This is a genomic window from Ramlibacter humi (genome assembly GCF_004681975.1).
In the GTDB taxonomy this organism is placed as follows: domain Bacteria; phylum Pseudomonadota; class Gammaproteobacteria; order Burkholderiales; family Burkholderiaceae_C; genus Ramlibacter; species Ramlibacter humi.
Genome location: NZ_SMLK01000001.1, coordinates 525,271 through 548,430, shown reverse-complemented (window position 1 = coordinate 548,430; position 23,160 = coordinate 525,271). Strand labels below are relative to the sequence as shown.

15 protein-coding genes and 1 other RNA gene are annotated in these 23,160 nt (G+C 68.0%); 10 read left to right on the top strand and 6 right to left on the bottom strand.

Going from position 1 to position 23,160, the window contains the following annotated elements; translation table 11 throughout:
- Window positions 1–27: 27 nt before the first annotated feature.
- On the bottom strand, window positions 28–1,878 hold the full coding sequence (gene dnaX, locus EZ216_RS02590) for a DNA polymerase III subunit gamma/tau (protein WP_135248009.1): 1,851 nt from the start codon (window positions 1,876–1,878) through the stop codon (window positions 28–30).
- A 75-nt stretch (window positions 1,879–1,953) separates the two neighbouring features.
- Here dnaX and ffs point away from each other — a divergent pair.
- Both ffs and EZ216_RS02580 read left to right on the top strand, forming a co-directional pair.
- Window positions 1,954–2,050, top strand: an RNA gene (gene ffs / locus EZ216_RS02585) — signal recognition particle sRNA small type.
- A gap of 202 nt (window positions 2,051–2,252) precedes the next feature.
- Window positions 2,253–3,494 carry a S1C family serine protease gene (locus EZ216_RS02580; RefSeq protein ID WP_135248008.1) on the top strand — a complete coding sequence of 414 codons (1,242 nt, stop codon included), beginning with the start codon at window positions 2,253–2,255 and terminating at the stop codon, window positions 3,492–3,494.
- A gap of 162 nt (window positions 3,495–3,656) precedes the next feature.
- Here EZ216_RS02580 and EZ216_RS02575 read toward each other — a convergent pair whose 3' ends face one another.
- The 3 genes from EZ216_RS02575 to EZ216_RS02565 are packed head-to-tail and all read right to left on the bottom strand — an operon-like array spanning window position 3,657 to window position 6,300.
- Window positions 3,657–4,694, bottom strand: a complete 1,038-nt coding sequence (locus EZ216_RS02575) for an NAD-dependent epimerase/dehydratase family protein (RefSeq protein ID WP_135248007.1) — start codon at window positions 4,692–4,694, stop codon at window positions 3,657–3,659.
- Window positions 4,691–5,245 (bottom strand): dTDP-4-dehydrorhamnose 3,5-epimerase, encoded by a 555-nt coding sequence (gene rfbC, locus EZ216_RS02570; protein ID WP_135248006.1) that lies wholly within the window; start codon window positions 5,243–5,245, stop codon window positions 4,691–4,693. The genes EZ216_RS02575 and rfbC overlap by 4 nt, the downstream gene beginning before the upstream one ends.
- Window positions 5,242–6,300 carry a hypothetical protein gene (locus EZ216_RS02565; protein ID WP_135248005.1) on the bottom strand — a complete coding sequence of 353 codons (1,059 nt, stop codon included), beginning with the start codon at window positions 6,298–6,300 and terminating at the stop codon, window positions 5,242–5,244. The genes rfbC and EZ216_RS02565 overlap by 4 nt, the downstream gene beginning before the upstream one ends.
- Before the next feature lie 198 nt (window positions 6,301–6,498).
- Between EZ216_RS02565 and EZ216_RS02560 the strand changes: the two genes are divergently transcribed.
- From EZ216_RS02560 to EZ216_RS02550, 3 genes are read left to right on the top strand one after another with little or no spacing between them, the layout of a single operon-like run.
- A complete protein-coding gene (locus tag EZ216_RS02560) occupies window positions 6,499–7,227 on the top strand; it encodes an SDR family NAD(P)-dependent oxidoreductase (protein ID WP_135248004.1) in 729 nt (242 codons plus the stop codon).
- Window positions 7,228–7,247: 20 nt separating this feature from the next.
- Window positions 7,248–8,534, top strand: a complete 1,287-nt coding sequence (locus EZ216_RS02555; protein WP_239024256.1) for a class I SAM-dependent methyltransferase — start codon at window positions 7,248–7,250, stop codon at window positions 8,532–8,534.
- On the top strand, window positions 8,531–9,859 hold the full coding sequence (locus EZ216_RS02550; protein WP_205959608.1) for a DUF4910 domain-containing protein: 1,329 nt from the start codon (window positions 8,531–8,533) through the stop codon (window positions 9,857–9,859). Before EZ216_RS02555 ends, EZ216_RS02550 begins: the two co-directional genes overlap by 4 nt.
- On the opposite strand, the gene EZ216_RS02545 is transcribed toward EZ216_RS02550, so the two are convergent.
- Both EZ216_RS02545 and EZ216_RS02540 read right to left on the bottom strand, forming a co-directional pair.
- The gene (locus EZ216_RS02545; RefSeq protein WP_135248003.1) at window positions 9,829–10,488 is read right to left on the bottom strand and encodes a PIG-L deacetylase family protein; all 660 of its coding nucleotides are present in this window, start codon (window positions 10,486–10,488) and stop codon (window positions 9,829–9,831) included. The genes EZ216_RS02550 and EZ216_RS02545 overlap by 31 nt on opposite strands.
- Before the next feature lie 9 nt (window positions 10,489–10,497).
- The gene (locus tag EZ216_RS02540; protein ID WP_135248002.1) at window positions 10,498–11,340 is read right to left on the bottom strand and encodes a glycosyltransferase family protein; all 843 of its coding nucleotides are present in this window, start codon (window positions 11,338–11,340) and stop codon (window positions 10,498–10,500) included.
- Between the two features lie 496 nt (window positions 11,341–11,836).
- Between EZ216_RS02540 and EZ216_RS02535 the strand changes: the two genes are divergently transcribed.
- The 5 genes from EZ216_RS02535 (at window position 11,837) to rho (ending at window position 23,159) form a co-directional block, all read left to right on the top strand.
- Entirely contained in the window at window positions 11,837–19,012 is a 7,176-nt protein-coding gene (locus EZ216_RS02535; RefSeq protein ID WP_439126705.1) for a HAMP domain-containing protein, read from the top strand.
- 7 nt (window positions 19,013–19,019) lie between these two features.
- The gene (locus EZ216_RS02530; protein ID WP_135248001.1) at window positions 19,020–20,771 is read left to right on the top strand and encodes a response regulator; all 1,752 of its coding nucleotides are present in this window, start codon (window positions 19,020–19,022) and stop codon (window positions 20,769–20,771) included.
- Window positions 20,772–20,934: 163 nt separating this feature from the next.
- Window positions 20,935–21,222: a hypothetical protein gene (locus tag EZ216_RS02525; RefSeq protein ID WP_135248000.1), complete on the top strand. Its 288-nt coding sequence runs from the start codon at window positions 20,935–20,937 to the stop codon at window positions 21,220–21,222.
- Window positions 21,223–21,357: 135 nt separating this feature from the next.
- A complete protein-coding gene (gene trxA / locus EZ216_RS02520; protein WP_135247999.1) occupies window positions 21,358–21,690 on the top strand; it encodes a thioredoxin TrxA in 333 nt (110 codons plus the stop codon).
- A gap of 203 nt (window positions 21,691–21,893) precedes the next feature.
- Window positions 21,894–23,159 (top strand): transcription termination factor Rho, encoded by a 1,266-nt coding sequence (rho, locus tag EZ216_RS02515; protein WP_135247998.1) that lies wholly within the window; start codon window positions 21,894–21,896, stop codon window positions 23,157–23,159.
- Window position 23,160 lies beyond the last annotated feature (1 nt).

Here is a 23,160-nt window from a genome sequence, read left to right as displayed (position 1 = left end):
TCCTTGCGAATTTTTCGGGTGGGCCCGTCAGGCGGGCTTGATGCTGCCAGGCACGATTCTCGCGCCAAAGTCCCGCATCATCTGCTGCACGAACGGGTCGTTCTGGATGGTTTCCTCGGCCTCGCGCTGGCGCTGCGCGGCAGCGGCGGCGTTGCGGCGCGCCGGGCTGTCCGTGACGGCGCCCAGCTCGACCGACAGCGTGACGCCATGGCCGGCGCCCTGCAGCGCGGTCTGCAGCCTTTCGCGCGCGGCCGGCTGGTTGAGCGACTCGCGCTCCACGCGCAGCAACCAATGGCCTTCGTCGCGCGCGACCAGCTGTGACTGCAGCGCGAGTTCGCGCACCAGCGCCGTGACGGCTTCCGCATCGACCAGGGCCTTGACCGTGGCGAACCAGAAGTCGCCTTCCGGCGTCGCCGTGAAGCTGGTGGCAGGCGGCGCGGTGTCGCGGGCCGATTCGGGCGGCGTGCGCACGGGCACGCCGAGCACTTCGCCGTTGGCGGCCGGGCGCGGACGCGGCTGCATGGCCGGTTCGCCTCGCGATGGTGGATCGACGACGGGCAGCACCTGGCCCGGGGGCGCGCCGGGCGGCAGCGGTTCGGCACGCGCGATGGGAGCGGCGGCCGCAGGCGCTGGGGCACGCGCCGGCGTGGGTTGTGCGATGGCTGGTGCGGCGGGCTGAACCGCCTGTTGCACAGGCCTGGCGGGTGCCGCCGGACGGGCTTCAGGCGCGCGCTGCGGCGCGTTCAGAGTTTTTTTTTCAGCCGAGGTGCCGACTGCACCGGGCTTGAACGCCAGCAGCCGCAACAGCACCATGGTCAGCGCGGCGTACTCGTCCGGCGCCAGGCCCAGTTCCGTGCGGCCGTGCAGCGCCATCGTGTAGAGCAGCTGCGTCTCGTCGGCCGGCAGCAGGCCGGCCAGGCGCTCGATCTCGGCGTTGTCGGGGTCGGAGGCATCGCCGCCGGCGCCGGGCACCGCCTGCATCACGGCCATGCGCTGCAGCACCGCCGCCATCTCTTCCAGCGCACCGCCGGCCGACAGGCCGTGCAGCCGCAGGCCCTCGGACACTTCCACCACCGTGCGGCCGTCGCCGGCGGCCAGTGCCTCGATCAGCTGGAACACGTGGCTGCGGTCCACGCTGCCCAGCATCTGGCGCACCGAAGCTTCCTGCAGCGCGCCGCCGCCGTAGGCGATGGCCTGGTCGGTGAGCGACAGCGCGTCGCGCATGGAGCCGCGCGCCGCGCGCGAAAGCAAACGCACCGCGCCGCCGTCGGCCTGAACGCCTTCCGCCCGCAGCACGTGGGTGAGATGCTCGAACACCGTCTCCGGCGCCATCGGCCGCAGGTTGAACTGCAGGCAGCGCGACAGCACCGTGACCGGCACCTTCTGCGGGTCGGTGGTGGCCAGCACGAACTTGAGGTACTCGGGCGGCTCTTCCAGCGTCTTGAGCATCGCGTTGAACGCGTGCCCGGTGAGCATGTGCACCTCGTCGATCATGAAGACCTTGAAGCGCCCCTGCACCGGCTTGTAGACCGCCTGCTCCAGCAGCTGCTGAACCTCGTCCACGCCGCGGTTGGACGCGGCGTCCAGCTCGGTGTAGTCGACGAAGCGGCCGCCGTCGATCTCGGTGCAGGCCTGGCACACGCCGCACGGCGTGGCCGTGATGCCACCCTGCCCGTCCGGGCCCTGGCAATTGAGCGACTTGGCCAGGATGCGCGACACCGTGGTCTTGCCCACGCCGCGCGTGCCGGTGAACAGGTAGGCGTGGTGCAGCCGCTGCTGGGTCAGCGCATTGGAAAGCGCCTGGACCACGTGCTCCTGGCCCACCATCTCGCCGAAATTCTTCGGCCGGTACTTGCGGGCGAGCACGAGGTAGGACATCGCGGCGATTCTAAAGGCGCGGCCGCGGCAAGCTCATCGAGGAAAGCGCCCCTTGCGTCACCTACAATCGCAAGTGACGGGCCTCCCCGCATGGTGAAGCGGCCAACCGGGTCAGGTGGGGAACCAAGCAGCCCTAACTGTGGAGCCAGTGCCGGGGGTAAGGCTCGTCAGATCACCCCAAGCAGCGCCTCGCGGATCGAAGACTCAGCTTGTGCTGAGCCTTCCCGCCAGGCGGCCTGCGCCCCCAGGTCCGGAGCATGCCGTCGGTGGCATCGACCGTCCGCCTGTTCCGCGAGCGACCTGTCCACCCAAGATAGCCCGGGATCGCGCCGCTCCCCGAATGGTAGAGTCAGCCGGCCGTTCCAGGAGGGGTGATGGGAAGAGTTTGGGCTGCCGCTCTCGCATTGTTGCTGAGCATTGCGCCATGGCCAGCTCGGGCACAGCTCACGGCCGAGGAACTGTACGAAAAGCTCTCGGCGAGCGTCTGGCTGGTGCAGGTTCGATTGGAGCGGGGCAGCGCACTCGGCAGCGCAGTGGTCATCGCGCCCGAAACCTTGATCACCAATTGTCACGTGATCGCAGGAGGTTCGGAGATTTTCGTCCGGCACGACGCGGTGCGCCTGAAGGCACAGCTGGTCCACCGTGACCCATGGCGCGACCTCTGTGAAATCCGTGCGCCTGGCCTGGACGCGCCCGCAGTCACCATTGGCGACTGGCGACGCTTGCGGATTGGCGCGAGGCTGTTCGCCATCGGCAACCCGGGTGGTTTGGAATTGACCCTTTCCGACGGCCTGCTGTCGGGGATTCGGCGTGGGCGCGGTTCGGTCGAAGCCCTGCAGTTCACGGTACCGATCTCAAAAGGATCCAGTGGCGGCGGCTTGTTCGACACGAACGGGCACTTGGTCGGCATCACCACAAGCATCTTCCGGGACGCACAGAACATCGGCTTCGCTTTGCCGGCAACGTGGATCGGTGAACTGCGCTCTCGAGCCGGTGCACGGGACCCACTGCCGATCCAGACGGCTTACGCGCCTGGCTCGGTGGCGCCTCCGGCGAACGAAGACGCTCCTGCCACGCTGGACACGTTCGAATATGTCTTGCGCGACCGGCTGACCGGCGTGTCGCGAAAGGTCGTGTATCGGGTCGACCGCCGGGAGGGCTCGCTTGTCGTCCTCAATGGCGGCAGTCGTATCGAGGATGGTGAAGGCCGAGTGGTTACGCTCACCGCCGCCCCGGGAGGAGAGTTCGAACAGGCCATGCCTCCGGGCGGGTGGTTCCCGGGCACGGGGGGTGGACAGCGCCTCAGCCGCTACCAGGCTTTCGGCGATGGTTCGCCGTTCATCATGGAACTGAGGGCCGAAAGCGAGTCGGAGGAGATGATCGAGCTGGCGGGAGTCTCGATGCGGACAGTTCGTGTCCATTTCACCGGAATCTCGCAGCGCGGACTCAGCGCCGTTCGTGGCACCTATCGCGCGACCGTCTGGTACGCGCCCGAACTTCAAAGGATCGTGCGGTTCGAGGCACAGGGCCGCGGCGGCGTCGGAAGCACGGCTTTCGTTGTCGATGAAGTCCTGGAGCTGGTGAACGCAAGCACCCGACCCACGAACTCCCAATAGCGCGCGAATCACGCCAGACGCAAGGTCGATGAGGTAACGCATGCCCGACATCAAGACGCTGTACGAAAAAGCGCTGGCCGACCAGGCGGCGGGAAAGAACACCGGCCTCGCCGTCGACGTCTAGGCAACGCCCACCGCCGGCCGTTGCACTGAACAGCGCGCTCAGACCCGCCAGAACAGCCGCTCGTCCACCTGCCCGGTCGAACTCAGGTACTTCAGCTGCTTCAGCCGCGTGAACGGCCGCGCGTCGAATCCGGCACGGTCCAGGCCGATGCGCGTGAACACGTCGTACAGCTGCTGCGCGCCGCGCCGCGCATCCCAGTTGCACCGGAAGCCGGGCAGCTGCCGGTGGATCTTGGCGAAGCTCACGCGGTAGCTGCGGTTGTCGCCACCGCTGGGACCGAAACTCAGCTCGCAGCCCGGGTACACCCCCGCGACGATCTGCGCAATCTCTCGCACCTGGTAGTTGTCGGCGTCGTGCCCGACGTTGAACACCTCGCCACGCACCGCGTCGGCCGGCGCCTCCAGCACGCAGGCGATCGCCTCACAGATGTCCAGCACGTGCACCAGCGGCCGCCAGGGCGTGCCGTCGCTCGTCATCACGATGCGGCCCGCGGTCGCCGCGACGCCGCACAGGTTGTTCAGCACGATGTCGAACCGCATGCGCGGCGAGGCGCCGTACGCGGTGGCGTTGCGCAGGAACGTGGGGATGAAATCGGCCGACGCCATCGCGCCGACGTCCCGCTCCACCAGCGTCTTGCACACGCCGTACGCCGTCTGCGGGTTGACCGGCGACTGCTCCGTCATCGGTTCGGCGCCGTCGGCCACCCCGTACACGCTGCACGATGAGGTGTAGACGAAGCGCCGCACGCCGGCCTCGCGCGCCAGTTGCGCCAATCGCACCGACGCCTGGTGGTTGATCTGGTGCGTGAGCTGCGGATCGTTTTCGCCCAGCGGGTCGTTCGACAGCTCTGCCAGGTGCACGACCGCGTCCACGCCCTCCAGGTGTGCGGGCTGGATCTCGCGGATGTCGCCGTTGATCGTGCGCGGGAAGTGCGGCACCAGCGCGCGGTCGCTGAACAGCCAGCCGTCGCGGTAGAAGCCGGTGTCGTAGCCAACCAGGTCGTGGCCGCGTGACTGCAGCAGTGGCGCAAGCAGGCAGCCGATGTAACCCTCCACGCCGGTGACGAGCAGCTTCATGCGGAGCTCCTTTCCTGAGCATTGCCGGCGAAGTCCGGCCAGGCACGGTCCTTGTCCGCGATCAGCCGGATGGGCACCGGCCAGTCGATGCCGAATGCGGGATCGTCGTGTCGCGCGCCGCGCTCGGTGCCGGGCGCGTGGAACTGCGACACGTGGTACAGCACGCTGGCGTCATCGGTCAGCGTGACGAAGCCGTGCGCGAAGCCCTTGGGCACGAGCAACATGCGGTCGCCGGCCCCGCCCAACTCGACGCCGAACCAGCGGCAGTACGTCGGCGACCCGGGCCGGATGTCGACGATGACATCCCAGATGGCGCCCTGCAGGCAGTGCACGAGCTTGTCTTCCTCGTGCGGGGCCGCCTGCCAGTGCATGCCGCGCAGCGTGCCCGCCCGCCGCGTGAAGGAGACGTTGGCCTGCACCATTCGGCCGGGCAGCCCGTGTTCGGCGAACTCGCGTTCGCAGTAGATCCGCTCGAAGAAGCCGCGCTCGTCCTCATGCGGCTGCAACTCGACCAGCATGGCGCCGGGCAGCGGCGTCGCGTTGAACTTCATGGGCGCAACAGCCCGCCGCTGGGAGCGAAGTCGCCGGGCTGCCCGGCCGCGTCATGGACCGCCTCGTGGGCCGCGGCCGGGATCCGCGCCGGAACGCGCGGCCGTGCCCCCCAAGGCGTGGAGATCCCCGCCAGTTCACGCAGCACCCGTACGCGGACGGGCGCCGCCGGATCGTCGGGAAACTTGCGGCCGAAAAAGGCGTGCGTGCCGCGCAGCGATTCGAGATCGGCTTCCGTGTACCAGCCGGCATGCGCGCCTTCGAAGCGCTTGACGGCGTGGTTCAGCGGGCCGTGCACCGGCGCCAGCTCGGCGAGCATCGTCGGCAGCAGGAACTCCTCCGCGATGCGCAGCCGGCTGAAGTAGTCGCGCACGCCGGGACGATCGAAGAACTCCACCATGCCGGCGACGACTTCGCGCCGCGCGCCGAACCACGCCGAGCCGTAGTACGGGTGCAGGCCGCTGCCGAACGGATGGCGGCCGATCGACGGCCGGCTCAGCGTCTGGATCACGCCGCCCATGGCGCGCGAGACCACACCCCGGCCGCCGCCCGACCGCAGCCAGATGCCCGCTTCGTCGCGCCGCGCCGTGGAACCGCCGAAGTAGATGTCGCTGGCGCGCCGCGCCAGGCGGTGCCTCCAGCTGCCTTCGGGCGTGAACGCGCGGTAACCCACGTTCATCAGCGCATCGCGGTCCGCCAGCAGGTCGATGCCGTCGAAGTGCGCCAGCTGTCCCTCGGCCACGTGCGCCTCGAACCTCGCCATCGGCTTGAGCGGCAGGCAGGTTGGGCTGAGCAACTGCAGGTAGTCGAAGGCCAGGTGCGACAACGCGTACTGCAGCGAATGGAAGATGCCTTCGATGAAGCCGAAGTGCGCCCAACCGGTGCGCCGGGGTTCGGGCACGAAGCGCACGTTCGGCGACGTGAGCGGGAAGTCCGGGGACTGCGAGAAGTCGTGGTGCACCAGCACCGTGTGCGGCACGAGTGAGCGGGCGAGCTGGTCCACCGTCTGCGGCCTGCTGACGGCCGACATCACCAGAAAAGCGATCCGCGGCTGCATCGCTGCTCTCCCGTGCGTGCGGCGCGCCCGGGCGTGATGGCCGGGCTTGCGCGTTGGCGCACTATAGGAAAGCGGCAACTCGGCACTTGCGCACGGCCGTGCAATTGGATTTCGTCCTACGCGCGCGCGGGCCCCGGGACTACGCACGCCGGAACTGCCGTGCAACACCGCTTCCGGCCGAGGCAGTCCAATGCGTGCATGGGCGAACTGCAGGGACAGGTGGCGGTGGTCACCGGCGCGAGCAGCGGCATCGGACGGGCGATCGCGATCGCGCTGGCTGCGCAGGGCGCATGCGTCGCCCTCGTCGGCCGCAGGCTGGAAGCGTTGAGGCAGGTGGCCGCGGCCTTCCCGGCCGGCGCCCTGCCCGCCTCGCATCACTGCGCGGACCTCGCGGCCGGCGACGAGGTCGAGCGGCTGGCACGCGAACTGCGCGGCGGCCATGAGCGCATGGCCGTGCTCGTGCACGCGGCCGGCATCCACGCCATGGGTCCCACCGCGCAGGCCGCGCCTGCGCTGCTCGACGAGCAGTACCGCGTGCACATGCGCGCGCCGTACGTCCTCACGCAACAGCTGCTGCCATCGCTCATCGCCGGACGTGGACAAGTGGTCTTCGTGAACTCCTCGGCCGCGCTGGCTGCGAGGGCCGGCGTTTCCCTGTACGCGGCCACCAAGCTGGCACAGAAGGCGCTGGCGGACGGGCTGCGCGCGGAAGTGAACGCGGCCGGCGTGCGGGTGCTCAGCGTGTTTCCCGGCCGCACGGCCACGCCCATGCAGGCCGCCGTGCACGCGGCGGAAGGCCGCACCTACGACCCGGCCGTGCTGATGCAACCGGAGGACGTCGCGGCGATGACCTTGCATGCGCTGGCCCTGCCCCGCACGGCCGAGGTGACCGAGATCCACATGCGGCCGATGGCCAGGACCGGCTAGGCCACGCACCAGGAGGCGTCATGGGAACCATCATGGAACTGCACCGGCCCGCGGCCCCGGCCCACGCGCACACCGGCCACGCGACCTGCCGCATCTGCGGTTCGCGCCTGCGCCACACGTTCGCGGACCTGGGCATGTCGCCGCCCTGCGAGCGCTTCCTGCCGGCCGACCAGCTGGACCAGATGGAGCCTTTCTACCCGCTGCACGTGCAGGTGTGCGAGCGCTGCTTCCTCGTACAGCTGCAGGAATACGTCAGCCCCAAGGACATCTTCACCGAGTACGCCTACTTCTCCTCGTACTCCGACAGCTGGCTGGCGCACGCGAGGGCGTACACCGAGCGCATGGCCGGCCGCTTCGGCCTGGGACCCGACAGCCTGGCGGTGGAAGTGGCCAGCAACGACGGCTACCTGCTGCAGTACTTCGCCCAGCAGGGGATCCCGGTGCTGGGCATCGAGCCGGCCGCCAACGTCGCCAGGGTCGCGGTCGGCAAGGGCCTGCCCACGCTCGTGCGCTTCTTCGGCAAGGAACTGGCCGCGGAGCTGGTGCGCCAGGGCACGCGGGCCGACCTGATCACGGCCAACAACGTGTTCGCGCACGTGCCCGACGTGCGCAGCTTCACCGCCGGCCTGAAGCTGCTGCTCAAGCCGCGAGGCGTGGTCACGCTGGAGTTCCCGCATCTGATGCGGCTGATGGAAGGCAACCAGTTCGACACCATCTACCACGAGCACTTCTCGTACTTCTCGTTCCTCACCGCGTCCCGGCTGCTGGCCCAATTCGGCCTCACGGTGTTCGACGTCGAGGAACTGCGCAGCCACGGCGGATCGCTGCGCGTCTATGCACGCCACGACGACGATGAGTCGCGCCCCATCGAAGACAGCGTGGGCGAACTGGCGCAACGCGAGGAAGCCGCCGGGTTCACGCAACTGGAAACCTACAGCGCGTTCGACGAGCAGGTCCGCCGCACCAAGCGCCGCATCCTGGAGTTCTTCCTGCAGGCCAGGCGCGAAGGCAGGACCGTGGCCGGCTACGGCGCGCCCGGCAAGGGCAACACGCTGCTGAACTACTGCGGCATCCGCACCGACCTGCTGGACTACACGGTGGACCGCAACCCGTACAAGCACGGCAAGTTCCTGCCCGGCACGCACATCCCGGTGTTCCCGCCCGGCAAGCTGGACGAGACGCGGCCCGACTACGTCTTCATCCTGCCGTGGAACCTGAAGGACGAGATCCGCAAGCAGCTGTCGTACATCCGGGAATGGGGCGGCCGCTTCGTGGTGCCCATCCCGGACGTCGAGGTTTTCGAGTGACGCCTGCGGCAGGCGACGCGGACGACTTCGCCGCGGCCGGCCGCGACATGCACGCGCTGGTGCGCGAGCTGTACCCCATCTGCCGCAGCATCACCGGCGACGGCGTGCGCGCCACGCTGGCTCGCGTGCAGCGTGAGATCCCGCTGCAGGTGCACGAAGTGCCCAGCGGAACGCCGGCATTCGACTGGACGGTGCCGCGCGAATGGAACATCCGCGACGCCTGGGTGAAGAATCCGCGCGGCGAGCGGGTCATCGACTTCCGCCGCCACAACCTGCACGTGGTCAGCTACAGCGTACCGGTGCGCGCCCGCATGACGCTGGAGCAGCTGCGCCCTCACCTGCATTCGCTGCCGCAACAGCCGGACCTGATCCCCTACCGCACTTCGTACTACCGCGAGGATTGGGGCTTCTGCCTTGCGCACCGCGACCTGGAGAGCCTGCCCGAAGGCGAGTACGAGGTGTGCATCGACTCGACGCTGGCCGACGGCCACCTCACGTACGGCGAGTGCTTCCTGGCGGGCACGTCACGGGACGACGTGCTGTTCTCGTGCCACGTGTGCCATCCCTCGCTGTGCAACGACAACCTGTCGGGCATCGCGGTCGCCACCTTCCTGGCGAAGGCGCTGGCCGCGGCGCCACGGCGGTTGTCGTACCGCTTCCTCTTCATCCCCGGCACCATCGGGTCGATCACTTGGCTGAGCCGCCATGAGGAGCAGGCCCGCCGCATCCGGCACGGGCTGGTGCTCACCGGCATCGGCGATGCGGGCGCGTTCACCTACAAGGCCAGCCGTCGCGGCGACGCCGCGATCGACACCGCGGTGCGCCACGTCTTGCGGCATGCGGACCCGGGGCACGCGTGGCGGCCGTTCTCACCGTACGGCTACGACGAACGCCAGTACTGCTCGCCGGGGTTCAACCTGCCCGTCGGCTGCCTGATGCGCACGCCTCACGGCGAATACCCGCAGTACCACACGTCCGGCGACAACCCGGACTTCGTGCATGCAGGACAGTTGGCCGGCTCGCTGCGGGCTCTGCTGGCCATCGCGGATGTGCTCGAGCACGACGCCACCTACCGCAACACGCAGCCGATGTGCGAACCGCAGCTGGGCAAGCGCGGCCTTTACGGTGCGATGGGTGGCAACGGCATCCGCGACCTGGAGATGGCAATGCTGTGGGTGCTGAACCTGTCCGACGGCGGCGCCAGCCTGCTGGCGATCGCCGAGCGCTCCGGCCTGCCCTTCGGCACGATCCACGCCGCGGCGCGGCTGCTGCTGGCGCACGGGCTGCTGGCCCCTCAGGGCGAAAACACCGCCTTGCGGCAGTAGAAGGCCTCGGCAAAGCCCTCCGCCGCGCCGCACTCGATGCCGCGCAGGCGAGCCAGCGCGGTGAAGGTGTCTTCGGTCATCCACGGCTTGCCCGCTTCCGAGCGGAACACCTCGCAGATCGCCCTCGCCTTCTGCATGCAGGTCTGGCGGCTGAGCGGGCTGTACAGGTTCGGGCGCCCCAGGTCGCCGTCGTACTTCGGCACCTCGTACTCCAGCACCAGGTGCCGCCGCCAGGTGTTCCAGGCCAGGTCGCTGATCGTGCGGTGGTCCTGGTGGCGGTCGTCGCGGTAGTGCGTGAACACGGCGTCGGGGTCCATCCGCGTGCGCAGCGCATCGAAGCATTCCTTGATGCGTGCGCCCTCGTACGGAAAGTAGCCGTCGCGGAACCTGAACACCTGCACGTCGGCGCGCGCCGCACCGCCGAGGAACAGCGCGGCGGCGGCGCGGGCCTCCTGCTCGCGCGCTTCGGTCGCGCTGAACACGACCCAGGACACCTCGGTGTCCGGCCGCGCGGCGAGCAGTTGCAGCAGGGTGCCGCCGCAGCCGATCTCGATGTCGTCGCAATGCGCGCCCAGGAACAGCAGTTTCAGTGGCCAGCCCGCGTCGCGCGGCAGCAGCAGGGACAGCATGGCCCGCGCTCAGTGCACCTGCGCGGCCGCATCCGCGGCGACCGGCGTGAGCACGGGCGCGGCGCTGGCCGCCGGCTGCACCTTCCAGGGCTGCCACGCGGCCGCACCGGCCGTGTACAGGCTTTCCAGGTGCTGCTTGTCCTTCAGGGTGTCCATGCTGGCCCAGAAGCCGTCGTAGCAGTGCGCCAGCAGCAGCTTGTCGCGCGCGAGCCGCAGGAAGGGCTGCTCGACCAGTTCCTCCCCCTCCCGCATGTACTCGAAGATCTGCTTGCGGAAGATGAAGTAGCCGCCGTTGATGCGCATGTCGCCGTTGGCGATGGGGTGGATGTCGGCGACGAGTTCGCTGCCCGGACGCAGCGCCACCACGTGGTAGCTCAGGTTGGGCCGCACGCACATGAAGCTGGCCACCGCCTGGTGGCGCTCGAAGTGCTGCAGCTGCTGCGGCAGCGGCAGGTCCGTCAGGCCGTCGCTGTAGTTGGCCAGGAACACCTCCTCGCCTTCCAGGTACTTCTGCACCGCCCGCAGGCGCTGGCCGATGTTGGACGACACGCCGGTGTCGACGAAAGTGATGCGCCAGTCCTCGATGTCGCGGCTCATCAGCTCCAGCGTCTTGCCGCCGCCCGACAGCACGAAGTCGTTGGACACGCATTCGTTGTAGCGAAGGAAGTAGTCCTTGATCGCCTCCGCGCGGTAGCCCAGGCAGAGGATGAAGTCTTTGTGCCCGTAATGGGCGTAGTACTTCATCACGTGCCACAGGAGCGGGCGGTGCCCGATGTGCACCAGCGGCTTCGGCAGGTTCTCGGCGTCCCGGATGCGCATGCCCAGGCCACCGCAAAACAAAACGACCTTCATGCCAGCCTCCCGCAGGTTGGAGGCTCCGCGGGGGCGGAGCTTGCGATGGCGACAGTGTGGTGGGTTCGGCGCCGCACGGAGCGTGGCCGAGCCAGCCCTTTCAAGGCTTACGTCCTGCAAACATAAGACTGACATCAAAGGCCGGGCATGGGAAAGCGCACGGCCGAGCAGGCGTCCGTCAATAGGTGGTTGGAGGGCGTGACGCTTCGCAACGTCGGGAACGGCCCGGCGCTGAGCTGCATGCCTTTGCGGCTGTGGCTTTTGCATGGTTGAGGTCTCGCGAACGCCACAACGCAGAGTGGCCTAACACGACATCGGCGACGGATGCGCGACCGCGTCTCAAGTGTCGGCGCCGTCCTACGCCATCCGTGTGAGTCCCTGCCCACACTACTGCTCCGCTGCAAGCTGCTGAGCTTGCGCGCAGTGCAAGAGATTTCCCGGGCGCGGCGTGGTCCGCCCATCCGGCCCAGGGAAGCGGATACAGGAACAAGCCTCCATGGACCAAGCGCTCCAGAACGGGACCAGGAAAAAGACTTCCAAGGCCGCCGGCAACGCGGCCCTCAAAACCCCGGAGCCGCCGGTCGGCCGCATCCGGACCCGCAGTACCGCTGCGGACACCCTGGCCGAAGCCCAGTCGCGCGAGATCCTCGCGGCGCTGATGGCCTTCTCCCACGGCGACTTCAACGCCCGGCTGCCGGCCAGCTGGACCGGCACCGAGGCCCGCATCGCCGAAGCGTTCAACCAGTGCATCGCCAACGCCGACCGCATCACGCAGGAAGCGGCGCGGCTGTCCAACACGGTCGGCAAGGAAGGCCGGCTGTCGCAGCGCATCTCCAATCCCGGCGCGGTCGGCGGCTGGGCGGCCCAGGTGGACTCGCTCAACACGCTGATCGACGACCTGGTGCGCCCCACCAACGACATCTCGCGCACCATCGGCGCCGTGGCCAAGGGCGACCTGGGCCAGTCGATGGACCTGCAGGTGGACGGCCGGCCGCTGAAGGGCGAATTCCTGCGCTCGGCCAAGCTGGTCAACACCATGATCGAGCAGCTGTCCGTGTTCACCTCCGAAGTGACGCGGGTGGCGCGCGAGGTGGGTACCGAAGGCAAGCTGGGCGGACAGGCCCAGGTGAAGGGCGTGTCGGGCGTGTGGAAGGACCTGACCGACTCGGTGAACCAGATGGCCGGCAACCTGACGGCCCAGGTGCGCAACATCGCCGAGGTGACCATCGCGGTGGCCAACGGCGACCTGTCCAAGAAGATCACCGTGGACGTTCGCGGCGAGATCCTGCAGCTGAAGGAAGCCACCAACACCATGGTGGACCAGCTGCGGTCGTTCGCCTCCGAAGTGACACGCGTGGCGCGCGAGGTGGGCACCGACGGCCGCCTGGGCGGCCAGGCCGTGGTGCCCGGCGTGGCCGGTACCTGGAAAGACCTGACCGACTCGGTCAACTCCATGGCCAACAACCTCACCTCGCAGGTGCGCAACATCGCGACGGTGACGACGGCCGTGGCGCGCGGCGACCTCTCGCGCAAGATCACGGTGGACGTGAAGGGCGAGATCCTGGAGCTGAAGGAAACCATCAACACGATGGTCGACCAGTTGAACGGCTTCGCCTCCGAAGTGACGCGCGTGGCGCGCGAGGTGGGCACCGAAGGCAAGCTGGGCGGCCAGGCCGTGGTGCCCGGCATCGCGGGCACGTGGAAGGACCTGACCGACTCGGTCAACTCCATGGCTTCGAACCTCACGGGCCAGGTGCGCAACATCGCGGACGTGGCCACGGCCATCGCCCGGGGCGACCTCTCGCGCAAGATCACCGTGGAGGTGAAGGGCGAGATCCTTCAGCTGAAGCAGACCATCAACACCATGGTCGACCAGCTGAACGCCTTCGCGGGCGAAGTGTCGCGCGTGGCGCGCGAAGTGGGCACCGAAGGCAAGCTGGGCGGCCAGGCGGTCGTGGAAGGCGTGGCCGGCACCTGGAAGGACCTGACCGACAACGTGAACTTCATGGCGAACAACCTCACCGGCCAGGTGCGGAACATCGCCGAGGTGACCACGGCCGTGGCCAACGGCGACCTGTCCAAGAAGATCACGGTGGACGTGCGCGGCGAGGTGCTGGAGCTGAAGAACACCATCAACACGATGGTCGACCAGCTCAACGGCTTCGCCTCCGAAGTGACGCGCGTGGCACGCGAGGTAGGTACCGAAGGCAAGCTGGGCGGCCAGGCCCAGGTGCCGGGCGTCGCGGGCACGTGGAAGGACCTGACGGACTCCGTGAACTTCATGGCGTCGAACCTCACGGGCCAGGTGCGCAACATCGCGGAAGTGACCACGGCCGTGGCTCGCGGCGACCTGTCCAAGAAGATCACCGTGGACGTGCGCGGCGAGATTCTCGAATTGAAGAACACCATCAACACGATGGTGGACCAGCTGAACGGCTTCGCGGGCGAAGTGTCGCGCGTGGCGCGTGAAGTGGGTACCGAAGGCAAGCTCGGGGGGCAGGCCCAGGTGCCCGGCGTGGCCGGCACGTGGAAGGACCTGACCGACAACGTCAACTCGATGGCGTCGAACCTCACGGCCCAGGTGCGCAACATCGCCGACGTGGCGACGGCCGTGGCCAACGGCGACCTGTCCAAGAAGATCACGGTGGACGTGAAGGGCGAGATCCTGGAGCTGAAGAACACCCTGAACACCATGGTGGACCAGCTGAACGGCTTCGCTTCCGAGGTGTCGCGCGTGGCGCGCGAGGTGGGTTCCGAAGGCAAGCTGGGCGGCCAGGCCATCGTGCGAGGCGTGGCCGGCACCTGGAAGGACCTGACCGACAACGTCAACTCGATGGCGAACAACCTCACCGGGCAGGTGCGCAACATCGCCGAAGTGACGACGGCCGTGGCGCGCGGCGACCTCTCGCGCAAGATCACGGTGGAGGTGAAGGGCGAAATCCTGGAGCTGAAGAACACCATCAACGTGATGGTGGACCAGCTCAACGGCTTCGCGTCCGAGGTGACGCGCGTGGCGCGCGAGGTGGGTACCGAGGGCAAACTCGGCGGCCAGGCTCAGGTGCCCGGCGTGGCCGGCACCTGGAAGGACCTGACGGACAACGTGAACTTCATGGCGTCCAACCTCACCGGCCAGGTGCGCAATATCGCGGACGTGGCCACGGCCATTGCCCGCGGCGACCTCTCGCGCAAGATCACCGTGGAGGTGAAAGGCGAGATCCTGGCACTGAAGGAAACCATCAACACGATGGTGGACCAGCTCAACGGCTTCGCTTCCGAAGTGACGCGTGTGGCGCGCGAGGTGGGTACCGAAGGCAAGCTGGGCGGCCAGGCTCAGGTGCCCGGTGTGGCCGGCACGTGGAAGGACCTGACCGACAACGTCAACTCGATGGCGTCCAACCTCACGGGCCAGGTGCGCAACATCGCGGAAGTGACCATCGCGGTGGCCAACGGCGACCTCTCCAAGAAGATCACCGTGGACGTGCGCGGCGAAATCCTGGAGCTGAAGGAAACCATCAACACCATGGTGGACCAGCTGCGGTCCTTCGCGGCCGAGGTGTCGCGCGTGGCGCGCGAAGTGGGCTCCGAAGGCAAGCTGGGCGGCCAGGCCGTGGTGCCGGGCGTCGCGGGCACGTGGAAGGACCTCACGGACAACGTGAACTCCATGGCCAACAACCTGACGGCGCAGGTGCGCAACATCGCGGACGTGGCCACCGCCATCGCCCGCGGCGACCTGGGCCGCAAGATCACGGTGGACGTGAAGGGCGAAATCCTTCAGCTCAAGGAAACCATCAACACGATGGTGGACCAGCTGTCGTCCTTCGCTTCCGAGGTGACGCGCGTGGCGCGCGAGGTGGGCTCCGAAGGCAAGCTGGGCGGCCAGGCCGCGGTGCCCGGCGTGGCCGGCACGTGGAAGGACCTGACCGACAACGTCAACTCGATGGCGTCGAACCTCACCAACCAGGTTCGCAACATCGCCGAGGTGACCATCGCGGTGGCCAACGGCGACCTTTCCAAGAAGATCACCGTGGACGTGCGCGGCGAAATTCTTCAGCTGAAGGAAACCATCAACACCATGGTGGAACAGCTGCGGTCGTTCGCCTCCGAAGTGACGCGCGTGGCGCGCGAAGTGGGCACCGAAGGCCGCCTGGGCGTGCAGGCCGTGGTGCCCGGGGTAGCCGGCACCTGGAAGGACCTGACCGACTCGGTGAACACCATGGGCGCCAACCTCACCAGCCAGGTGCGCAACATCGCCGAGGTGACGACGGCCGTGGCGCGCGGCGACCTGAACCGCAAGATCACGGTGGAGGTGAAGGGCGAAATCCTGGAGCTGAAGAACACCATCAACACGATGGTCGACCAGCTCAACGGCTTCGCCGGCGAGGTGACGCGCGTGGCGCGCGAGGTGGGCACCGAAGGCAAGCTGGGCGGCCAGGCCCAGGTGGCCGGCGTGGGCGGCACCTGGAAGGACCTGACCGACAACGTGAACTTCATGGCTTCGAACCTCACGGAGCAGGTGCGCGGCATCGTGAAGGTGGTGACGGCCGTGGCCAACGGCAACCTGACCCAGCGCCTGACGGTGCAGGCCAAGGGCGAGGTGGCGGCGCTGGCCGACACGATCAACAACATGACCGACACGCTGGCCACGTTCGCCGACCAGGTGACCAACGTGGCGCGCGAAGTGGGCGTGGAAGGCCGGCTGGGCGGCCAGGCGCACGTGCCGGGCGCCGCGGGCACGTGGAAAGACCTGACCGGAAACGTGAACCTGCTGGCCGCCAACCTGACGACGCAGGTGCGCGCCATCGCCGAGGTGGCCACCGCGGTGACCAAGGGCGACCTGACGCGGTCGATCCAGGTGGAAGCGCGCGGCGAAGTGTCCGAGCTGAAGGACAACATCAACACGATGATCTCCAACCTGCGCGAGACGACCGAGTCGAACCGCGAGCAGGACTGGCTCAAGACCAACCTGGCGCGCTTCACCGGCATGTTGCAGGGCCAGCGCGACCTCGCGACCGTGGGCAAGCTGCTGCTGTCGGAGCTGGCGCCGCTGATCCACACGCACCAGGGCAGCATCTACCACAACAGCCAGATCGAGGACTCGGGCGACCGCCGCCTGGTGCTGCTGTCCAGCTATGCGCAGGCCGGCGCCGTGAAGCTCCCTCCCACCCTCACCCTGGGCGAAGGCCTGGTCGGCCAGTGCGCGGTGGAGAACCGCCGCATCCTGCTGACCGACGTGCCGAGCGACTACGTCACCGTGGCGTCCAGCCTGGGCCAGGCCCGGCAGGTGTCGGTGGTGGTGATCCCGGTGCTGTTCGAGAACCAGACCAAGGCGGTGATCGAACTCGCCTCGCTGCATCCGTTCACCGCGGTGAACCTGAACTTCCTGGACCAGCTGGCGCTGGGCATCGGCGCGGTGTTCAACACCATCGAGGCGACGATGCGCACGGAAGGCCTGCTGACGCAGTCGCAGCAGCTGACGGCCGAACTGCAGGCCCGCCAGATCGAACTGCAGCAGACCAACGAGGAGCTGGGCACCAAGGCCCGCCTCCTGGCGCAGCAGAACGAGGAGGTGGAGCGCAAGAACTCCGAAGTGGAACAGGCCCGCCGCGCGCTGGAGGAAAAGGCGTCCGAGCTGGCGCTGACGTCCAAGTACAAGTCGGAGTTCCTGGCCAACATGTCGCACGAGCTGCGCACGCCGCTGAACTCCATCCTGATCCTGTCGCAGCAGCTGGCCGAGAACGCGGCCGGCAACCTGAACGGCAGGCAGATCGAGTTCGCGCGCAACATCAACTCGTCGGGCTCGGACCTGCTGAACCTGATCAACGACATCCTGGACCTGTCGAAGATCGAGTCCGGCACGGTGACGGTGGACGTCGAGGAGATAGCCTTCCACTGGCTGCGCGACTCCATCGATCGCAACTTCCGCCACGTGGCCGAAGCCAAGAGCCTGCCGCTGCACGTGCGCTTCGGCGACGACCTGCCGCGGTCCATGGACAGCGACCCCAAGCGCCTGCAGCAGATCCTGAAGAACCTGCTGTCCAACGCGATGAAGTTCACCTCGCAGGGCCACGTGGAAGTGCGGGTGGGCCTGGCGTCGGGCGGCTGGTCGCCCGACCACCCGGTGCTGTCGCAGACCCAGCACGTGCTGGCCTTCTCGGTGGAAGACACCGGCATCGGCGTGCCGCCGGAGAAGCAGCGCCTGATCTTCGAAGCGTTCCAGCAGGCCGATGCCGGCACCTCGCGCAAGTACGGCGGCACGGGCCTGGGCCTGGCCATCTCGCGCGAGCTGGCGGTGCTGCTGGGCGGCGAGATCAAGCTGCAGTCGGTGCACGGCCAGGGCAGCACGTTCACGTTGTACCTGCCGCTGCACTACTCGGGGCCGGACTCGAACACGGCGATGCGCAGCGTCAAGGGCCCGGCGGACGCGTCCATGCCGGTGCTGGCGCTGCCGGTGGCGCGCGAGGAGCACGTGGCCGACGACCGCGAGAGCATCGCGGAAGGCGACAACGTGCTGCTGATCGTCGAGGACGACCCGCACTACGCCCGCATCCTGCTGGGGCTGGCGCGCGACAAGGGCTTCAAGGGCCTGGTGGCCAACAAGGGCGCGATGGGCCTGTCGCTGGCCCGCCAGTACCACCCGTCCGCCATCTCGCTGGACATCTTCCTGCCCGACATGCTGGGCTGGACGGTGCTCAACCAGGTGAAGCTGGACCCGGCGCTTCGGCACATCCCGGTGCAGATCATCACGCTGGAAGAAGAGCGCCAGCACGGCCTGTCGCACGGCGCTTTCGCGTACCTGCTGAAGGAGCCGACCACGGCCAACCTGGAAGCCGCCTTCGACCGCCTGAAGGAATTCACCGTGCCGCGCACCAAGCGCCTGCTGGTGGTGGAGGACAACGACATCGAGCGCGACGCCGTGATCGAACTGCTAGGCTACGACGACATCGACATCGTGTCGGCCGGCAGCGGCGAAACCGCGCTGAACCTGCTGCGCAACCAGCGCTTCGACTGCGTGGTGCTGGACCTGCGCCTGCCGGACATGACCGGCTTCGAGCTGCTGGAACAGCTGCAGCAGGAGCCGGCGCTGGCGGCGGTGCCGGTGGTGGTGTTCACCGGCAAGGACCTGAACCACGACGAGCAGGCGAAGCTGAACACGATGGCCAAGAGCATCGTGCTGAAGGACGTGCGCTCGCCCGAGCGGCTGCTGGACGAGACCGCCCTCTTCCTGCACCGCGTGGTGACCCAGCTGCCGGTGGAGAAGCAGGCCATGCTGGAGAAGCTGCACAACTCCTCGGAGGTGCTGCATGGCCGCAAGGTGCTGGTGGTGGACGACGACGCGCGCAACATCTTCGCGCTGACCTCGGTGCTGGAGAACCACGACGTCGACGTCATCAGCGCCACCAACGGCCGCCAGGCGATCGACATCATCAAGGAGACGCCCGACCTGTCGATGGTGCTGATGGACATCATGATGCCGGAGATGGACGGCTACGAGACGATGCGCGAGATCCGCAAGGACCCCGCCTTCCGCACCCTGCCGATCCTGGCGCTCACCGCCAAGGCCATGAAAGGCGACCGGGAGAAGTGCCTGGACGCGGGCGCCAGCGACTACATTTCAAAACCGGTGAACACCAACCAGCTGCTGTCGCTGATGCGGGTCTGGCTGTTCCGCTGATCCGGCAATGAGCAATCTCCCCCTTGACCCCCTGGCCGGCCACGACGCCGGCGCGGTCAACATCCTGATCGTCGACGACGAGCCGAAGAACCTGCTCGTGCTGGAGACGGTGCTGAACGACCCCGGCTACCGGCTGGTGCGCGCGACCTCCGGCGAGGAAGCGCTGCTGGCGCTGATGGCCGAGGAGTTCGCGGTGCTGGTGCTGGACGTGCGCATGCCCGGCATGAACGGCTTCGAGGTGGCCCAGCTGGTGAAGGAGCGCAAGAAGACCTCGCGCCTGCCGATCATCTTCCTGACCGCCTACTACAACGAGGACCAGCACATCCTGGAAGGCTACGGCACCGGCGCCGTCGACTACCTGCACAAGCCGGTGAACCCTTCTGTGCTGCGATCCAAGGTCGCGGTGTTCGCCGAACTGCACCGCCGCGGCCGCGCGCTGGAGACCGCCAACCGCCTGCTGCTGGGCGAGGTGGCCGAGCGCCGCAACGCCGAGCAGCGCCTGTCGGAGCTGAACGAATCGCTGGACCGCCGCGTGACCGAGCGCACCAGCGAGCTGCAGGACAGCGAGGCGCGTCTGCTGGACGCGCACCGCCGCAAGGACGAGTTCCTGGCGACGCTGGCGCACGAGCTGCGCAACCCGCTGGCGCCGGTGCGCAACGCGGTGGAGCTGCTCAAGCGCAAGCCGGACGACGCCGAGCGCGTGCTGTGGGGCTCCAACCTCATCGACCGCCAGGTGCGCCTGCTCAGCCGGCTGATCGACGACCTGATGGACGTCAGCCGCATCAACCGCGGCCGCATCGAGCTGCGGCGCGAGGTGGTCGCGCTGAACGACGTGCTGGCCGATGCGCTGGAAGCCATCCGCCCGCTGGCGCAGGACAGCGGCCACGAACTGGCGGTGCTGTTGCCCGACCGGCAGCTGCTGGTGAACGCCGACCGCACGCGGCTGGCGCAGGCTTTCACCAACCTGTTGAACAACGCCGTGAAGTACACCGATCCGGGCGGCCGCATCGAGCTGGGCGTGATGGTGGAACGCGAACAGGCCGTGGTCACCGTGCGCGACACCGGCATCGGCATCCCGTCGGACCGGCTGGACGAGGTGTTCGAGATGTTCTCGCAGGTGGAGTCGGCGCTTTCGCGCTCGCGCGGCGGCCTGGGCATCGGCCTGTCGCTGACGCAGCGGCTGGTGCAGATGCACGGCGGCAGCATCAAGGCGCACAGCGAGGGCGTGGGCCGCGGCAGCCGCTTCCATGTCTCGCTGCCGCTGTCCATCGGCGAACAGCTGCCGCAGGAGGAGAGCCCCGCGCCCGCGGCGGTGGCGCCCGGCTCGCTGCGCATCCTGGTGGCGGACGACAACAACGACGCGGCGGAGACGTTGGCCGCCCTGCTCTCGGAATTCGGCAACGAGGTGCGCCAGGCCCACGACGGCGAACAGGCCGTGCAGATCGCCGCCGCCTTCGACCCGCAGCTGGTGCTGCTGGACATCGGCATGCCGCGCCTGAACGGCTACGAGGCGGCGCAACGCATCCGCCTGCAGGCGGGCGGCGCGGCGCGCATGCTGGTGGCCGTCACCGGCTGGGGGCAACCGCAGGACCTGCAGCGCTCGCGCGAAGCGGGCTTCGACCATCACCTGGTCAAGCCGATCGACCCCAAGGTGCTGCCGTCGCTGGTGGAAAGCGCACGCGCGCGCGCTTCGATGCCGGTGCCTGGGCAGCAGCAGTCCCAGCCTCTGGCACCTTCCCGGCCTGGCGGTGGCGGATGACAGCCTCCGCTGCCGGCGTCCCACAGCGCGCGGCCCGGCGGCGGCCGGACACTCCGATCGAGATTCGAGGGAGTGTGCGATGCGACACCAGTTGTTGTGGGTTGCTTTCGGTTGTTGCGCCGCGGGCGCCGCTCACGCGCAAGCGGATGCGGACGGCGTGTTGATGGCGGTGAACACGGCGAGCTCCCCTGCCGCATCGGCCGCTGCGCAAGGCCCGGTGCAACAGGCCGAAAGGCTGCTGGTGGACATCACCCAATGGCGCCGCGACAAGCCGGCGCGGCCGGATGCGCTGTCGCTGGTGCGCCAGCGCGAACCGCAGGCCGCCCGCGAAACCGTGCTGCCGCCTTCCCGCGGCGTGGTCACCGAGATGAAGGCGATCGGCATGGAGCTGGACAACGGCGGGAAGATCCTGTTGCGCGGCCGCAAGCTGACCTACCGCAGCCAGTTCTGACCATCGGGCAAGGGCCGCGCCGCTATCACATCCATAGCGTCAAGCCACTGCCCCAAGCCCGGCGGGGTGGCTTGCTTTCTGCCACAATGGACCGAACTGAGAGCGGCACCGTTGCCAGACAGAAAGGAAACCGCCATGGCCAGCGACCTCATCAAGCACATCTCCGACGCCAGTTTCGAATCCGACGTCCTGCAGGCCGACAAGCCCGTGCTGGTCGACTACTGGGCCGAGTGGTGCGGCCCGTGCAAGATGATCGCGCCCATCCTGGACGAGGTCTCTTCGGCCTACAAGGACAAGCTGCAGGTGGCCAAGATGAACGTGGACGAGAACCGCGACATCCCCGCCAAGTTCGGCATCCGCGGCATCCCCACGCTGATGCTGTTCAAGGACGGCCAGCTGGCGGCCACCAAGGTGGGCGCGATGAGCAAGGCGCAGCTCACGGCCTTCCTCGACCAGCAGCTGGCGTAAGCGCCTTATCGCTTTCCCTCCCCAAAGGCCCGCCCCCGCGCGGGCCTTTGCTCCTATAATCCCTTCCTGAATCGCTGACCTGCCCCACGACGGCAGGCAGTTCGACCCCCGGTCAGCCCGGCGCCTCAGCCGCGGCACAGGACCTTCCCCCCAAGTTCGACAACAAAACGCCCGCCACGGGCGCATCCAACGCAGTCGCAGCCATGCATCTGAACGAACTCAAGGCGCTCCACGTCTCCGAAGTCCTCAAGCAAGCCGAAGAGCTGGAGATCGAAAACACCGGCCGCATGCGCAAGCAGGAGCTGATGTTCGCCATCATCAAGAAGCGCGCGCGCAACGGCGAGCAGGTGTTCGCCGACGGGGTGCTGGAAATCCTGCCCGACGGCTTCGGCTTCCTGCGCAGCCCGGACACCAGCTACACGGCCAGCACCGACGACATCTACATCTCGCCCAGCCAGGTGCGCCGCTTCAACCTGCACACCGGCGACATGATCGAAGGCGAGGTGCGCACGCCCAAGGACGGCGAGCGCTACTTCGCGCTGACCAAGCTGGACAAGGTCAACGGCCTGCCGCCCGAGCAGAACAAGCACAAGATCATGTTCGAGAACCTGACGCCCTTGTTCCCCAAGGAGCAGATGAAACTCGAGCGCGACGCGTTCAAGGGCGACGAGAACATCACCGGCCGCGTCATCGACATCATCGCCCCCATCGGCAAGGGCCAGCGCGCGCTGCTGGTGGCGCCGCCCAAGAGCGGCAAGACGGTGATGATGCAGCACATGGCACACGCCATCGCCACCAACTACCCCGACTCCATCCTCATGGTGCTGCTGGTCGACGAGCGCCCCGAGGAAGTGACCGAGATGCAGCGCTCGGTGAAGGGCGAGGTCATCGCCTCCACCTTCGACGAGCCCGCCGCGCGCCACGTGCACGTGGCCGAGATGGTCATCGAGCGCGCCAAGCGCCTGGTGGAACTGAAGAAGGACGTGGTGATCCTGCTGGACTCCATCACCCGCCTGGCCCGCGCCTACAACAACGTCGTGCCCTCCTCGGGCAAGGTGCTGACCGGCGGCGTGGACGCCAACGCGCTGCAGCGCCCCAAGCGCTTCCTGGGCGCGGCGCGCAACGTGGAGGAAGGCGGCTCGCTCACCATCATCGGCACCGCGCTGATCGACACCGGCTCGCGCATGGACGAAGTCATCTTCGAGGAGTTCAAGGGCACCGGCAACAGCGAAATCCACCTGGACCGCCGCCTGTACGAGAAGCGCGTCTTCCCCTCCATCCAGCTCAATCGCAGCGGCACGCGCCGCGAGGAACTGCTGCTGGCGCCCGAGATCCTGCAGAAGACCCGCATCCTGCGCCAGTTCATGTACAACATGGACGAGATCGAGGCGATGGAGATGGTGCTGAAGTCGATGAAGGCCACCAAGACCAACGTCGAGTTCTTCGACATGATGCGCCGCGGCGGCTGAC